A 16,514-nucleotide genomic window follows, 5' to 3' on the forward strand; every position below is an offset into this window, starting at 1 on the left:
CGGCCTGATGGCTGAAGGCGAAGGTGCTCGCCCAAGCGGGAGCAGGGCGGTTGGTGCCAGCCTGGCACTGAGCAACCGCGTGAGCAGGGGCAGGCTGCCTTGGGAGGCGGTGGTCCCGTGTGATGGCCGGGAATGCCGAAGTGGCTCGTCGCCTGCCACGGTCAGCGCTGTATTGGCGTAGAGCATCATGACCGGTTGACCGGCAAGCTGGAAAGGACAGGTCCCTCACAGTGACATGGAGGGGCTTGTCCTTTTTTGGCGTCCGCGGCGGACAGCTTCGGACCTCGGATACGGCGATCCCTCTTGGGCCCAACGATGAGTGGACGAGCTCTCAGAGGTAAGCGATGGTTGCACCAACGCTTCGTCAAAGAAGGGGCATGCCATGGTACCGTCCTTGGGGATCGCGGGGAAGAGCTGGAACGGAACGATTGAAGGGGGAAATGGGAAAATAACGGAACTACGATGCGTTATGTTCTGCCTTGCGGGGGGGATTTTGAGAATAGAGGAACTGAGATTCGCTATTTCGCCGAATGAGGCGCTTTTTCCATGCCGCGGGGATCAAATAAGGCATCTGAGTTCCTTTATATTGCGGGAAATGATGGGAAATATTCCGATAAGGCATCTGAGTTCCGTTAATTCAAAATCCCTCCTCATGGGCTGATCGGATCTTGCAGTTGGGATGTTGGTGGATTTGTTGAATGTGCCGCTAACGAACCTGTTCGGTTCCTCGACCACACTTCAGCTGGACGGAGGCTTTATGCAGCCGGTGCTCAATTGGCAAAGAACTCGACTGGGACCGGCCCTATGCCAACCGCCCCGCATCGCCACCGTCGAGCATCGGCCCGCCCCGCATCGCCACCAACGGCCTCGCAAGCCAGCCGCGCCGCATATCCGCAGTGTTGCATGTCCTGCGCCTCGCAAGCCGCTGTTCCGCTAGCCCGCCCCCGCATCCCCACCGCTAGCCCCCCTCACTCAAAAGCGGACAAGGCCGTTCATGCCGGACCCGGTCACGGGCGGTCATCAGGTTGGCTGCGGCACATGCGGGTTAACCCCGGCACACTGCCTCTAATGAAAACCCTTACATACAAACCGCTTTAGGAAACAGGTTAAATTCGGCGCATAGATGTTCCTGGGGGCCGGGTCCATAATGGGGGTATTCCCAGGGCAGGAGGTAGCGGCAATATGGAAACGGATTACGCAGACGGAAAAGCGGCCGGGAACAAGATCCCGGCAGCGGCGGGAAGAGCGGGCCTAGGCGCTCTGGCCAGAGAGCTCCTGCGGGACAGGTGGCTGTATCTCATGGCCCTTCCGGGGGTGCTTTATTTTATCGTTTTCAAGTATGTGCCGATGTACGGCCTCGTGATGGCTTTCCAGGACTACAAGCCGCATCTCGGTTTCCTGGATTCGCCGTGGGCCGGCTTGAAGCACTTCCGCCGGTTCTTCGGGGAGCCGGCGTTCTGGTCACTGTTCAACAACACGGTGCTGCTCGCCGTGTACAACCTGATTTTCTTTTTCCCGCTGCCGATCGTGCTCGCTTTGATGCTCAATGAAGTAAGGCAGGAGCGGTTCAAGCGCTGGGTCCAGACGATGGTGTATATCCCGCATTTTGTCTCCTGGGTCGTCGTGGTGGGGATCTTCTACATGCTGCTCACCACGGAGGGCGGCGTGATCAACGAGCTGATCTTCGCATTGACAGGCGAGAAGATCGCCTTCCTGCTCGAGCCGGGCTGGTTCCGGACGATGATCGTCTCGCAGTCGATCTGGAAAGAGGTCGGCTGGGGCACGATCATCTTCCTCGCAGCGCTCGCCGGCGTGGATATGCAGCTCTACGAGGCCGCACGCATGGACGGGGCGAACCGCTGGCGCCAGCTCTGGCACATTACGCTGCCGGCGATCCGCAGCACGATCGTAATCCTGCTCATCCTGCGGCTCGGCTCCTTCCTAGACAGCGGGTTCGAGCATATTTTCCTCATGCTGACTCCGACGAACCGCGATGTCGGCGAGGTGTTCGACACCTATGTGTATATGAAGGGCCTGACACAGGCGCAGTACAGCTACAGTGCGGCGGTCGGGCTGTTCAAGTCGGCCGTGGGCCTGATCCTCGTCCTGGGCGCGAACTGGTTGGCGAAGCGCTTCGGCGAAGAGGGCGTGTATTGATGATTCCGGGACCCTAAGGAGGGAGAAAAGTCATGATTCAAGACCGGACACTCGGCAACCGGTTGTTCGATACGGTCAATGCGGCGGTGCTCATCCTGGTGGCTCTTTGTACGGTGCTGCCTTTCGTCTACGTGCTTGCGGTGTCGTTCACCGATCCCCATGAAGTGGCCAAAGGGGGAATGATCCTGTTCCCGACGAAGTTCTCGCTGGCGGCCTACGAGTATATTTTCTCCACGGATACGCTGGTCAAAAGCCTCGGCGTATCGATCTACGTGACCGTCGTCGGCACGTTCATCAACCTGCTGTTCACTTCTCTGCTCGCCTACCCGCTGGCCAAGCCCCACTTCCGCGGGCGGCAGGTGATCCTGCTCGGCGTGCTGTTCACGATGCTGTTCTCCGGCGGCATGATTCCATCCTACTTCGTCGTGAAGGAGCTCGGCCTGACGAACACGCTGTGGTCGCTCATGATTCCGTCGGCGATCTCGGCATTCAATCTCATCGTCCTGCGCAACTTTTTCCAGCAGATTCCGGACGGTCTCGAGGATTCGGCGAAGATCGACGGCTGCAGCGATCTCGATATTCTGTTCCGCATCGTACTGCCGCTCTCGCTTCCGGCGCTGGCCACCTTCGGCCTGTTCTATGCGGTGGCGCACTGGAACACGTTCTTCAATGCGATTCTCTACATCAATGACCATAACAAATGGCCGGTGCAGGTGCTGCTGAGGGAGATCGTCATCCTGGCGCAGAGCCGGATCGGGGAGACCTCCTTCGAAGAGTCGCTGATCCAGCCGCTGACGATCCGCATGGCGGTGATCGTGTTCGCTACGGTACCGATATTGCTCGTGTATCCGTTTTTGCAGAAGCATTTTGCCAAGGGAGTGCTGCTCGGTTCGGTGAAAGGGTGAGGCTCCTGCGGTAGAGTGGGCTGGAGCGTATTTCGGGGGCTTCGGCCGGATTCTTATCATCTCAAGGAGGGGTTACGATGAAAAGAAAAAAGAAGAGCAAACGCTGGATCGCCGGGGTGTGCGCGGCGGTGATGACCACGGGAGTCATTGCAGGCTGCGGGGGAGACTCCGGCGAGGCCACACCTGAAGCGGCGGCAGGGGACACGGGGAGCAGCGCGCCGTTCCGCATTACGCTCGCGACTGCCCAGGTCGGGGATGTGCCGGCCGCGGACAACGAGGTTGAGAAGGCGATCGAGAGCTACACGAACACCCAGCTTGATATCCAGTGGATCCCGAGCGCGGCTTACGACGAGAAGGTCAATGTGATGGTCGCGGCGGACGAGATGCCGATGATGCTGCGGGTGAAGTACATCCCGACGACGATCTCCTCTATCCAGTCCGACCTGTTCTGGGAAGTGGGACCGCTGCTTAAGGACTACAAGAACCTCTCCGCGCTGAACAAGCAGTATTACGATAACATCTCCGTCGACGGCAAAATCTACGGCATCCCCCAGTTCCGCGATATCGCGCGGTCGGCTGTGATTTACCGGGAAGATTGGCTGAAAAAGCTTGGCATGAAGCCCCCCGTAACGGTGGATGAGTGGTATAATGTCCTTAAAGCCATGACCCTGAATGATCCGGACGGCAACGGCAAGAACGATACGTACGGCATGGTGCTCGGCAAAAAATATAATGAAGGCGTCTCCGCGATGACAACCCGGATGGCGGTGGCGATCGGCGCGCCGAACAAGTGGGCGGTCGATGCTTCGGGCAAGTTCACTCCGGAGTTCGTGACACCGGAGTTCAATGAGATCCTGAAGCTGTTCCGGAAGCTGTTCGCCGAGAAGCTCATCAACCAGGACTTCGCGGCATTCGAGGATGCGGACGCCGAGAAAATGTACGACTCGGGCCGGGTGGGCATCCGGATCGCGGTGGCCCAGAACGCGAAGAGCATGCAGGACCGGCTCTCGAAGACGGTGCCGGACGGCATCTACGACGTCATGCCGCCGACCGGTCCAAGCGGCGTACGCGCCGCGGGGGAGAGCGGGAACAACGGCTTCTTCGTATTCCCGAAGTCGAAGGTGAAGGACGAAGCGGAGCTGAAGAAGCTGCTTGCCTTCGCCGACAAGCTGCTCGACGAACCGATGTCTACGCTCCAGATGCGCGGCATCGAAGGTAAGCACTACGTCAAGGCGGACGGCGGCAAAACCGAGTTCAAGGACTTCAGCGCCTTCCAGCGTGAGGTGAAGCCGTACCGTGACTCGCTCTTCAACGTGGAAGGCTACAACGTCGCTCCGCTGAAGGATACGCCGCTCGGCGAGAAGGGCACGAAGATCCCGCCGGAGAACCTGAAGACGGCGGTGCTCAACCCGGCTCTCAACCTGACGTCGGCCACGTATTCGGAGCGGGGCAAGGAGCTCGAGCAGATGATGTACGACGCGCAGACGAAGTACATCATGGGCAAGATCGACGATGCCGGCCTGCAGGCGGAGATCGAGAAGTGGCGCAAGGCGGGCGGCGACCAGGTCGCGAAGGAGTACGAGGCGGCTTATGCGAAGCTGAAGAAGTAAGCTGAGGCCGAGAGGATCAGCGGGGCGCCGGTACGCCGGCGCCGGTGGTCAAACCAAGGCGTGGTCCCGGGAGCGTCTCCCGGGGGCTTGCGGGCAGCGGGTCCCGCCGAGCGACGCGGAGGAGACGGCCCCCACAGCCGCAGGCGTTCCAACCAAGACGAGGTCCCGGGAGCGTCTCCCGGGGGACATGCGGGCAGCGGTTTCTGCCGAGCGACGCGGCGGAGACGGCCCCGACAGCCGGCGGGACCATTGCCTATCCCAAGCCGCACTCCGGGGAACCTCCACCGGAGATCTTACTGCCCGGAGCGCTTTTTATCTGCCTAGGCGACCCCGACGGAGACAATCGCCGTTTCCCGGCTGGGGCACAGGGAATAAGATGCTGGGGCCGAGCTGCTCAATGATTGAAACGTTTTAATCGGGTACCAACAAACACATACAAAAAGGCCTGGACAGGCTCAGGGTGCCCCACGTGCCCGGAGCCTGTCTTCCTGCTTCGGATGCAGGATGGAAGGCCATCGGATGGGAGAGGGAACTATGCTGCAGCGAATCAACAAGACGATGGAAACCTGGATGCCGCTGATCACCCCGAGCAGCGTATTGATCGGGATGCTCTGTGCGGCGTGGTTCTCCCCTTTTACGGCGTGGGTGCCGTGGATTTTTGCTTTTATGACGTTCTCCGGGAGCCTCAGTCTGAACTTCGGGGACCTGAAGCGGGTGCTGTCACATCCGTTGCCCATCGTGGTGTTCCTGGTCGTGCTTCACGGCGTGATGCCGCTCATGGCCTGGGGCGTGGGGCACCTGGCTTTCCCGGATGATCCGCTGACGGTCACGGGACTCATCCTCCTGCTCTCGATCCCCACCGGGATCGTCAGCTTCATGTGGGTGTCGATGTACAAGGGACATATTGCCCTCACTTTATCCATGATTCTCGTCGACACGATGCTCTCCCCATTTCTGGTGCCCCTCACCTTGTCGCTCATGGTCGGCACGAAGGTGGAGATGGACGTGTGGGGCATGATGGAAGGGCTGGCCTGGATGGTGGTTGTGCCTTCTCTGCTCGGGATGGCTTTGAACCAATGGACCCGCGGTGCGGTCAAAACGAAGCTCGGCCCCAAGCTTGCGCCTTTTTCCAAGATCGGGCTGGCAGTCGTCATCATGATCAATTCCTCGGTCATTGCGGGCTACCTCACCGGCTTCACGCCTCAGCTGCTGTTCCTGGCTGCGGTCTGTGTCCTGGTGGTCGCGCTCGGGTATGGAATCGGCCGCGGGACAGCCGCCCTATTCGGCTGGGACCGCAGTGTGGCCGTCACGATGACGTTCAACTGCGGAATGCGCAATATCAGTGCCGGCGCCGTGCTCGCCATCTCCTACTTTCCGCCGCCGGTGGCGCTGCCGGCCATTATCGGTATGGTGTTCCAGCAGATGATGGCTTCCCTGTTCGCTTTCGTCTTCTTCGGGCGTAAGGCGGCTTCGAACGCGCCGGGTGCCGCGGCGACGAAGCATTCGGCTTAATAGCGGCTCGAGCGGCCGCTCGCCTCCAATCTAATAAGTAAGATACAGCGCAGGCTCCCATGGACAGGGGCCTGCTTTTGTTATTGGCTTGTTTTTCGGATGGAGTATGGTTTTAAGGAAACGTAAAGCGGGCGTTCAGGATGCTTTCAGCTTGGGGCGGTAAGATGATCTTGTAAGGGGCAAGGACAACAGCGAAGAACAACAAAACCTACTTAAAAAAACTAAAACCCAACTTACAGGAGGAATCACCCATGAAAAACTTCAACAAGAAAGTCATCGCCACAACACTCGGAACAGTATTCGCACTGGGCGCCATGGGCTCCGCTTTTGCAGCAGAACTCACCACGACAGCAACGACTACAGGCACTTCGGGTACGACCGTGGTGAAGTCCATGACCTTCAAGAAGGACCGCGGCGGCAAAAATCTCGAAGCTCTCGCTGCGGAGAAAGGCATTACGGTAGACGAGCTGAAGGCGCAGCTGGAGCAGGAGCGCCAGGCGAAGCTGGAAGCGGAAGCGGCCGAGAAGGGCATCACGGTAGATGAGCTGAAGGCGCAGAAGGAGCAGGAGCGTGCAGAGCGCGGCGGTAAGGGCGGCTTCCCTGGCGGCAAGAACCTCGAGACGCTCGCAGCCGAGAAGGGGATCACCGTGGATGAGCTGAAGGCGCAGCTGGAGCAGGAGCGCCAGGCGAAGCTGGAAGCGGAAGCGGCGGAGAAGGGCATCACGGTAGAGGAGCTGAAGGCGCAGAAAGAGCAGGAGCGCGCCGATCGCAGCGGTAAGGGCGGCTTCCCTGGCGGCAAGAACCTCGAGGCACTCGCAGCCGAGAAGGGGATCACCGTGGATGAGCTGAAAGCACAGCTGGAGCAGGAGCGTCAGGCGAAGCTGGAAGCGGAAGCGGCCGAGAAAGGCATCACGGTGGATGAGCTGAAGGCGCAGAGAGAGCAGGAGCGTCAAGCGAAGTTGGAGGCTGAAGCGGCGGAGAAGGGGATCACCGTGGATGAACTCAAAGCACAAATGGAAGAAGGACGCGGCCACCGGGGCGGCGGTCATGGCCCGCAGGACCTCGAAGCGCTTGCTGCCGAGAAAGGCATCACCGTGGATGAGCTGAAGGCGCAGATGGAGCAGGAGCGTGAAGCGAAGCTGACTGAGCTCGCAGCCGAGAAGGGCATCACGGTGGATGAGCTGAAGGCACAGATGGAACAGGAGCGTCAGGCAAAGCTGGAGAAGCGTGCGGCCGAGCTGGGGATCACGGTGGATGAGCTGAAAGCCCAGATGGAACAAAAGCGTGCCGAGCGTGAGGCACAAACCACGACGACGAACTAAGCATGGAGTCTAGTCATCATCAATAGCTGTGTACTCAGGAAGGGCGGTAAATCCGCCCTTTTTGTGCTGCTCTGCATGAATTCCGGCACAGTGTTCAACCTATAGGAACGGAGGACGCCAGCCGACCGATGTTGGATTGGAGGGAGGAGTGCGCCTTTTGTCAATAAATACAAGGAGCATTTCGCAAATCTTTCGGATGATCGAATGAAATTCTGGTAAAAGTAATAAAGAAATCTCCTGTCACATGTTTGCTCAGCAGAGATTCATCAATTCAGATGAAAAATGGAGGTTACCGACGTGAACATTTTACGTGACGAGCTTAAGAAAACTCGCGACGGGTACGTCATCACGATCTACCTGTCAGAGGACCGGGCCGAGTTTGCCAAGGAGCTTGGCGATAACCCGGAGCAGCAGCGTGAACTCCGCAATGACGTAGAAAGCTACGTCAAGAAGAAGTACCCGAACCTGAAGGTCACAACAGCGAAAGTCCTGCTCGGCGGACTTCTGATATCGACGATTCCGCTGGGCGGCCAAGCTCAAGCTGCTACGCCTACAGGCGGCCCGAAAGATATCGACAAGAGCTCTTCCTGGGCTCAAACGGCGATCTGGAACCTCGTCGACAAGAAGATCATCGAAGGCGACGAGGCAGGCAACTTCAATCCGCAGGGTACGATGACGCGTGACGCGTTCACGGCGATGCTGGTTCGCGCCCTGGTTCCTGCAGACCAAATGGTTACGCCGGAAACACCGACGTTCAAGGATATCCCGAAAGACCACTGGGCTTATGCCTACGTTGAGACAGCGGTAGCCAAAGGCCTCGTGAACGGTACGACCGACACGACATTCTCGCCTACTGACAACGTAACGCGTGAGCAGATGGCGACGATTTTCGTCCGCGCCCTCAATGTACCTGCTGCCGACCTGGCCGGCTTGGGCGACAAGCTGACCTTCACGGATGCCGGAGCGATCTCCGACTATGCCAAAGACGCTGTGGGCTACGCCGTATCCAAAGGCCTGATGCAGGGTACGAGCGACACAACGTTCGATCCGGGCAAGAACGCTACTCGCGAACAAGTAGCTGTCGTTATGGACCGCTACCTGACAGGCGGCGTAACTACGCCAACGCCTGAAGTAACAGGCAAAGTGTCCGTATCCGAAGTGAAGCCGACAGGCGTACAGACGGTAACGGTGAACTTCAACCGCGACGTAACGGATGCCGAGAAGGCTACGCTGGCACTGACGAAAGGCAATGTTGCAGTAGCGACAACAGCCAAGTGGTCCGACGACAAAAAGTCCGCCGTACTTACGCTGACCGATACCAGACTTTCCGCAGGTACTTACACAGTAACGCTTGGCGGCCTGGCTGCAGATGCGGTTGATAAGACGACGGCTGACTTCACGGCTGAGAATGAGACGGTCTCCAAAATTGAGTTCGTGAATGCTAATGATACGATTGCGAAAGGCAACAAGGTCCTGATCAATATCAAAGCGTCGAACCAATACGGCGAGAATGCTTCTTTCTCTTCCGCTGCTTATACCGTATATTCGGACGATGCTGCCAATGCCCAACTGAAAAAGCTGGACAATGGCGAGCTGCAGCTCTCCCTGGATACCAGCTCGGAAGACTTCAAATCCGGAATTTCTGTGGTTCCTGTAAACATTTATCATACAGATACCCGGGTTACAGCGACGAAGAACTTCAAAGTGGGTACGGATGCGTTTATCTCCAAAGTCGAGCTTGGTACGGTTAAATACAGCACCGGCGGAGACTCCATATCCGGCAAGGGAGAAACCGCAACCGTCGATTTGCTCCAATATGACCAATACGGCAACATCATGGACAAAGATTCGGTTGATGCGGAAGACATCAATATCACAGTAACACCTTACGAGGAAAACCTGAAGCATGAGATTGGCGACTTTAACAATGATGATATCACGGACATCCGGTTCTCTCTGGCCAATAATGTTGACCGTACCGGCGATTTCACATTCAACGTCTACAGTCAGGCAGGTACGGCTACAGGCACAGTCAAAGTTTCCTCCACTAAGCTGGCTACCAAAGTTGAAATTGGTGATATGAATAATGTTATCGCCGCGGGAGACGAGGATGCTTACATTCCGATCGTCGCCTATGATGCAGCGGGTAACAAGCTCAGCACCGAGGATCTCATCAGCGATGAGAATGCTGTGGGCATTAATGGAGAAGATCCGCAGATCACATTTAGTGTAGCGGGTGCCACATCGCAAGGGATTCAGACGACAGGCGAACATAAAGGCATGCTGAAGCTGACCGATATCAATGACTCTGCTCAAGGAGTCGTCACGGTAACAGCTATGATTGCCACACCGAATGCTAACAGCGTGGCAACCAAATCGTATACGCTGCAGGATGCCCGTACACCTGACACCATTAAAGTCAAAACGGATCTGGCCAAAAAAATTCTGCCTGGAGCGGAAGCCAAATTCGAGTATGCCGTGTATGACCAATATGGTCAAGAGCTCGATACGATCCAACAGGTGGACAACAATGGTAATGTATCGGTGAACGGCTTCCTTTATCGCGTAGCGGTAGTAACATCTAATAACGGTGTAGAAGGATCCCTTCCAACCGGCTTTACACTTGAGAATGCTACCGCAACATATACAGGCGACCTTGATGCTTTCAATGATGAAAATAAACTGATTCTGGACAAAGCAACAGCTGTTCCAGGAGATATTGCCCGCGTGAAGGTTGTTCTTCAGAAAGCTACTGAGGCTGGAGCTGGTGTTGCTACCTTTACGGATATCGCCCATGTGACGCGTGACGTGGAAGTCGTAGCAGCTGATGCTGATCTCTCTTACTCGATCTCGCCAATGGGTGATTTGTATAATACCCTTGACAGTGACGCCGTTTCCGAAACGGATGTTACTTATGCTGGAGGCACGTTAACAGTAGCGGAACAAAAAGATCCTACATTAAGCAAACTGGCCAAAGAAATCGAGTTGGTTGCTACCGATGCGGCGGGTGATAAAGTAGCTCTGCCGGATTCCATTCAAGCCGTTTACACCGATAATCCGGCCATTGCCCGTGCGGGTGTGGCTGGTGATAACACGGCTTATGTCATCGGTAACCAAAAAGGTACGGCTAAAGTCAGCGTCTCCTTCTTGAATAACGAAGGTGAAACGGTAACGAAGAACTTCTCTGTTACGGTTAAGGACGATGCTCTCACGGCCACGAAGATTGAAGCCGGCGAGACCGAAGCTACAGTGGCTCAGGCGACTCCAGGAAATGCCTTTGACGTCATGAACCTGAAGATTACGGATAACTATGGAATCACTTATGAGAACGAAATAGGCGGCGACCAAGACGCAGTCAAGTACAACTACCTGTTCGGTACTACGTTTGGCGTTACCAACGTGAAGAGCAATGGTGCGGACAGCTCTGTATCCGTTGACCAATATGGTAATCTCACCATTGGTGCTAACGTAACAGGCTTTGAACTCACAGCTACAACCGCTGCAGGTCTCACAACTACGACATCGGTTATTGTGGGAACTCCTGCACCATAACCCTTGCAACACAAAGAAAGGCTGCCGAATCCGGCAGCCTTTCTTCATGCTCACTACCCGAGCTCCCGCCCCCGCACCTTCCCCGCCACCAGCAGCACCACTGGAAACACAATACACACCGTGCAGGCGTATAGCGGCCAGACTGAAGAGGTAAAATCATAAAAATCAACGGTGTTCGGCGTAATGATCTGCGCGAGAATAACCAGCAGCGTCCCAAACGGGATCAGCAGCGGACGGTAGCTTTTAAGCCGGGCCACCTTCGCTGAAGCAATAACCATTGCATACATGGTGATGATCAGCTTAAAGTAGATCGTGATCATCCACAAGATCGTGATAATGATCTCCAGCCGTTCAAGGAAGTTGCCGATGTGGATTTTTTTGGCCATGACATAGGTAGGGTAGATGCTTCGGGCGGTAATGTCGGGGCCCAGTGTCAGCAGGGCCAGCGTGATAATAAAGACGACGGTGAAGCCGCCGATGGCCACGGCCAAGGCATACTGCCGGAAGGCTTGGCCGGGAGCACCGCTGACGTAAGGCAGGAGCATCAGCAGGGTGAAGACCTCCATGAAGGGAATCGCCAGCATGGCATAGCTGCCCTTGAGAACGGGCTGCCAGCCGTGGGCCATGACCGGCTCGAGGTTGACGGCTTTGATCTCCGGCAGCAGGAAAAGGGTCAGCAGGCCGAAGAGGCCCACCACCCAGGGAAACAAGATCTCGCTGCTGCGGGTGATAGGCTCAAGCCCTCGGGACAGCCCGTAGAGCACCACGACCAAGATGATCACATATAACGCCTGGATCGGTGTCTCCGGCATCACCTGAGTGGTCGTAAAGTCGCTTAATTCCCGCAGCAGACTCGCCGAGAGCAGGAGCCAGAACGGCAGCAGAACCGCTAGAGCGGCCCCGCGGCCGAACGTACGCCCAAGCGCGGCTTCGGCCATCTCGGTGACCCCCATACCGGGGAACGCCCGGGTCAATGCCCGGTATAGGAGCAGGAAGCCGAGCCCTCCGGCCCAGGCGCACAGGGCGGACAACCAGGCATCGCCCTGTGCATGATCGGCTAGAATAGACGGAACAATGAGAATGGGGTCCCCAATGGTGTAGAGGATCCCGATGATGAGGTACTGGCGGCCGGCTATTTTACCGCTCTCGATCTGCTTCATGCGCTGCACGTCTCCTCCTCTTCCTCATGAAGTCCCTGTTCCCGGGAAGATCGCATCATAGACGGGACGGTATACTGCATTCAGCCACACGAACGGGCTGGGCACCTCGATCTTCATGGCCCAGAGCAGATGCAGCGAGATCCCGGCGGCCAGCACAAGAGAGCAGAGGGCAAGCTCTCTCAGCATCCGGCGCCTCCACAGATACAGGCCGTGACCCAGGAGAGCGGTTACGGCATACAGCAGGATAGCGGATATGGCCCACATGACACATCTACTCCTTAATCTCCTCGATAAACGACTGGGACATGGTTCCGGTACGGCGCAGCTTGGTTTCGACCCGGACTTCATACGGAACCGTCGGATACATTTCCACCCAGCGTCCCTGCAGCTTGCTCCAGAGCTCGGGCTCCTTCCGGCGGACGGTATCTCCGAAGCCGTAGACGTCGCTATTGAATTTGGTCTGGGAGGCTTTAACAGCCGCTTCCACCATGGTGCGGATCTCGCCGCTGATCGACTGCTCCAGCTCCCGAATCACTTGAGTCTTATGCAGATCAACGGAACACTCGACATCCGATACATTCGCTTCGGACTGGATCTCGATCACAATAACGGGCGTTTCCCCCTCTTTTCGAACCTTCATCTGGGTCTCCGAGTGTATGATCTCCGATCCCAGCTTGCCGGTTCCGCCGGGGCAGCCGGCCGCGATGACCGTGCTTTTGATCCGGTTCAATATAAAATTGGCACCGGTGCCTTCCTCCCGGTTGAACCAGCCGAGCATCTTGTCCTTGCGGAATACGGCAAGTCCCTGCAGATCCAATCTCCCGGGAGAATCGATCTGTTCGACATTCGATTTCTTAGAGCCCTGCTCCGAGCTGCCCTTGATCCGGATGCCGGGGACCAGGGGCGACATGCCTTGGTGCACCAGCTTGCCTATCAGCTCCTCTAGGTTCGTTGCCAGCATAGGCCCCCAATTTTCTTCCGTGACCTTAATCGAGTTGAACATTTTGTTGGCGGGAATCTTCTCGATGGTGGTCATCATCTTGAGCACCTCGCGGGCCGACCCGCGGGCGATCAGAATATAGAAATCGCGTCGGAGCTCATGGTCCCTGGACAGAAAATCAATGATATTGCGGATCCCCTTCCTGGCGAGCTTCTCGCTGATCACCACAATGCGCAGATGCGACAAATAAATCTTCCGAGGCGACCTCGTGGTAATCGACCGGATGGCCTGGAATACGGTTTCTTCATTGGCATCGTAGAGGGTGACGGGTGCCCGTCCGGCCGAGGAGCCGCCGCTCTTGTTGGTGATTTCGCCGGGGTCGATCACCTGTACGGAAACAGTGACGCCTTTGTCTCCCACATCGAATCCCATCGAGGAAGCGATAGCCAGCTCGTTAAGCTCCCGGCGGTTCCAACACCCTGCCGTCAGCAGGGAGAGGGCCAGAACCAGAACCCCCAACAAGGTGCGGGCCCAGCAGCAGCGGACACCCCCGGCACTTCGCTCTCCGGGTCCCTTCATGAATCATTCCCTCCTCCGCTTTTTTGCCGGAACAGATTCCGGCTCATGAATTTGGGCCGCGTGCTCATCCGTTTCCAGCTCAGCCGGCCCAGGAAGGAGTCCTTGATATCTCCGGGCACCATGGGTGCATAGGGAGCCATGTAAGGCACGCCGAAGGAAGACAGGGAGCACAGGTGCTGGATCAGGAAGATGACTCCGAACAGGATGCCGAACAACCCGAACCCCGCCGCCAGCGCCATGAAGATAAACCGCAGCATCCTTACCGAAATCGCCATGCTGTAGTGGGGGATGACAAAGTTGGTGATGGCCGTCAGCGAGACGACGATGACCATGGCCGGCGAGACGAGACTGGCTTGAATGGCAGCCTGGCCGAGGACAAGCGCACCGACGATCGACATGGCCTGTCCGATCATCCGCGGCATCCGGACACCGGCCTCGCGCAGGATCTCGAAGATGATCTCCATGATCAGGGCTTCGATGAAGGCCGGGAACGGGATTCCCTCTCTCGAGGAGGCCAGGCCGATGAGCAGCTCGGTCGGCAGCATCTCCTGATGGAAGGTCGTGATAGCGATATACGCAGACGGTCCCAGCAGCGATATGAAAAAGCACACGAGGCGGAGATAGCGGACGACCGTGGAGATATCCGCCCGTTCATAATAGTCCTCCGCCGACATGTAGAACTCGTTGAACAGACAAGGCACGAGCAGGACGAAGGGCGTGCCGTCCACGATGATGGCGACCCGTCCTTCCAGCAGTCCGGCCGCGGCAACGTCCGGCCTCTCCGTATTGGCCATGGTGGGAAAAGGCGTCAGAGCTTCATCCTGAATGAGCTCTTCGATGTATCCGCTCTCCAGAATGGCATCGATATCGATGCTGCCGAGTCTGCGCCTCACTTCCTGAATCACGCGCTCTTCCGCAATGCCCTCGATGAACATGATCCCGACATCCGTTCGGCTCACCCGGCCGATCTTCATCATCTCGAGCCGCAGCTTCGTGTCTCTGATCCTGCGGCGGATGAGCATGGTGTTGGAACGGAGCGTCTCATTGAAGCCGTCCCGCGGCCCGCGGATGACCGTCTCGGTCTGGGGCTCGGGGATGCCCCGGTCCTTCCACCCGCGCGTCCCCACGATGAAGGCCTGCGGATAGCCGTCTACGAGCAGAGCGGTATCCCCCGATAAGACGGCTTCGCATACCTCGTAGAGCGTATGGGCCTCACGCATCTCCGACACGGTCAGCAGGGTCTGCCTCAGGAAGGCCGGGAGTGCGCCCGGATCGAGGGGGGCCTGGCCGCTCCGGAATTCCCGGACGTCCAGCATCAGGGAGCGCATCATGACCTGCTGGACGATGGCCTTGTCCGTCAGGCCGTCCGAATGGACCAGGCCGGCATGGACCCCACCGGCTGCACCGATCTCGAAGTCCCGGATGAGGATGTCCGGGGAGGATCCGAACTCCTTGCCGATCCTCAGCAGGTTCTCCTGCAGGCGGGAAGAGAGCATGGGCCCGGTCGGCGGTGCGGGAGCGGGTTTTTGGTTTGGCAGGGGAGGGAGCAGCGTATCCAGCAGCCGGCGCAGGAAGCCCATGCGGTTCCTCCTTTTAGACAGAATAGGAATAGTAGTAAGTTATCCCAAATCTTGCGTTTCTATGAAGACAGGGTACATAATGGAGAGGAATAGAGGGGAGGGGGCAAAAGATGGGATACTACGTGGTACTGCTGCCTATGCTTGACGAAGAAAAAAGCGCGGTATACCGGCCGGAGCATCTGGCCTATCTGGAAGAGCAGCGCGTGAGGGGCCGAATCTTTGCCAACGGACGCTTCCCGGATGGCTCGGGCGGCATGGTGATCTACAAGGCGGACTCACTGGAGCAGGCGCAGCAGTGGGCCGCAGAGGACCCGTACGTGCTCCATGGCGCACGCCGCGCGGAAGTGCGGGAGTGGGAGATGGTACCGGGCACCCTCTAGTTCGGCCGGCAAGCAGCCGAGACAAGACAAGGCAGTTTCAAGAAGAAGCAGTGAGCAGTGACGATGAACAGCGTAACTTATAGGCGGCGATGCCGGGGTTCATCAGCTATGGCAGCGCACGCGGCAAGTTTTCCCGCCCATTCAGAAAGCAGTCGGGGCAGAGGATCGGGCCCGCCGACCACTTGAACCCGGTAACCGAGCAGGCTGTGCCGGATAGTCGGATTGGGGAGGGCCGATCTGATCTTTTGTGATGTGCCTCCCCCGCAGAATAGCAGAGGAAGATTGGCTCTCTGACGTGCATGGATCAAAGTCTTCCTCTCGGCGGAGGAAGGAGCAGGCATAAGAGGGGGAGCGTTGGGGCATCGTATGGGATAGAGCACTAGCTTTTTCTATTCCAGGGAGGCATGCGACATGCTGCTGCGATTTGCCGTCAAGCTTCTGATGAACAGTGCGGTCCTCATACCGCTGTTATACCTGCTGACCGATGGAGCGGCTTCACCGGCTCAGCTTGTCACCGCGGCGGGCTTACTGGCCGTTATCGCTTTTGTGATCGGCGACCAGTGGGTCCTGAGGGAGAGCAATAACGCGCTCGCCACGATCGCCGATATGGGTCTCGGCGGACTGTATTTTTGGGGAGTATCCCGGTATTACGACTGGAACCTGTCCATGAATGATCTGCTCATTCTCGCCGGGGTGCTGGGCGTGGTCGAGTTCATGTACCATATAATCCTGCAGAAGTGGGACAAGCGGAAGAACGCCTTCTCCTATGACGATATCGATTGACCGGCTGGCCCCGAGACCTGCCTGTCCATCCTTT

At 57.5% G+C, this 16,514-nt stretch carries 12 protein-coding genes; 8 read left to right on the forward strand and 4 right to left on the reverse strand.

Annotation, left to right across the window (positions count from 1 at the left end):
• Positions 1 to 1,182: 1,182 nt before the first annotated feature.
• The 6 genes from ACP26L_RS04420 to ACP26L_RS04445 all read left to right on the forward strand — a co-directional run bounded on the left by ACP26L_RS04420 (position 1,183) and on the right by ACP26L_RS04445 (position 11,058).
• Entirely contained in the window at positions 1,183 to 2,157 is a 975-nt protein-coding gene (locus ACP26L_RS04420; protein ID WP_426451361.1) for an ABC transporter permease, read from the forward strand.
• A gap of 32 nt (positions 2,158 to 2,189) precedes the next feature.
• Entirely contained in the window at positions 2,190 to 3,062 is an 873-nt protein-coding gene (locus tag ACP26L_RS04425) for a carbohydrate ABC transporter permease (protein WP_426451362.1), read from the forward strand.
• Positions 3,063 to 3,139: 77 nt separating this feature from the next.
• On the forward strand, positions 3,140 to 4,672 hold the full coding sequence (locus tag ACP26L_RS04430; protein WP_426451363.1) for an extracellular solute-binding protein: 1,533 nt from the start codon (positions 3,140 to 3,142) through the stop codon (positions 4,670 to 4,672).
• Positions 4,673 to 5,206: 534 nt separating this feature from the next.
• Positions 5,207 to 6,184 (forward strand): bile acid:sodium symporter family protein, encoded by a 978-nt coding sequence (locus tag ACP26L_RS04435; protein ID WP_426451364.1) that lies wholly within the window; start codon positions 5,207 to 5,209, stop codon positions 6,182 to 6,184.
• A gap of 251 nt (positions 6,185 to 6,435) precedes the next feature.
• Positions 6,436 to 7,506, forward strand: coding sequence for a hypothetical protein (locus ACP26L_RS04440; RefSeq protein ID WP_426451365.1), 1,071 nt, complete (start codon positions 6,436 to 6,438; stop codon positions 7,504 to 7,506).
• Between the two features lie 297 nt (positions 7,507 to 7,803).
• On the forward strand, positions 7,804 to 11,058 hold the full coding sequence (locus ACP26L_RS04445) for an S-layer homology domain-containing protein (RefSeq protein ID WP_426451366.1): 3,255 nt from the start codon (positions 7,804 to 7,806) through the stop codon (positions 11,056 to 11,058).
• A gap of 53 nt (positions 11,059 to 11,111) precedes the next feature.
• On the opposite strand, the gene ACP26L_RS04450 is transcribed toward ACP26L_RS04445, so the two are convergent.
• Genes ACP26L_RS04450 through ACP26L_RS04465 form a run of 4 tightly spaced genes read right to left on the reverse strand, consistent with a single transcriptional unit; the run spans position 11,112 to position 15,317 of the window.
• Entirely contained in the window at positions 11,112 to 12,218 is a 1,107-nt protein-coding gene (locus ACP26L_RS04450) for a GerAB/ArcD/ProY family transporter (protein ID WP_426451367.1), read from the reverse strand.
• 24 nt (positions 12,219 to 12,242) lie between these two features.
• Positions 12,243 to 12,482 (reverse strand): hypothetical protein, encoded by a 240-nt coding sequence (locus tag ACP26L_RS04455; RefSeq protein ID WP_426451368.1) that lies wholly within the window; start codon positions 12,480 to 12,482, stop codon positions 12,243 to 12,245.
• 7 nt (positions 12,483 to 12,489) lie between these two features.
• Complete coding sequence (locus ACP26L_RS04460; protein WP_426451369.1) at positions 12,490 to 13,737, reverse strand: Ger(x)C family spore germination protein; 1,248 nt, start codon at positions 13,735 to 13,737, stop codon at positions 12,490 to 12,492.
• A complete protein-coding gene (locus ACP26L_RS04465; RefSeq protein ID WP_426451370.1) occupies positions 13,734 to 15,317 on the reverse strand; it encodes a spore germination protein in 1,584 nt (527 codons plus the stop codon). Before ACP26L_RS04465 ends, ACP26L_RS04460 begins: the two co-directional genes overlap by 4 nt.
• A gap of 110 nt (positions 15,318 to 15,427) precedes the next feature.
• On the opposite strand from ACP26L_RS04465, the gene ACP26L_RS04470 reads away from it, so the two are divergent.
• A complete protein-coding gene (locus ACP26L_RS04470; RefSeq protein ID WP_426451371.1) occupies positions 15,428 to 15,697 on the forward strand; it encodes a YciI family protein in 270 nt (89 codons plus the stop codon).
• A gap of 411 nt (positions 15,698 to 16,108) precedes the next feature.
• On the forward strand, positions 16,109 to 16,480 hold the full coding sequence (locus tag ACP26L_RS04475; protein WP_426451372.1) for a DUF2512 family protein: 372 nt from the start codon (positions 16,109 to 16,111) through the stop codon (positions 16,478 to 16,480).
• The last annotated feature ends 34 nt before the right edge of the window (positions 16,481 to 16,514 follow it).

It is taken from the genome of Paenibacillus sp. S-38, from assembly GCF_049942825.1.
In the GTDB taxonomy this organism is placed as follows: Bacteria; Bacillota; Bacilli; order Paenibacillales; family NBRC-103111; genus Paenibacillus_G.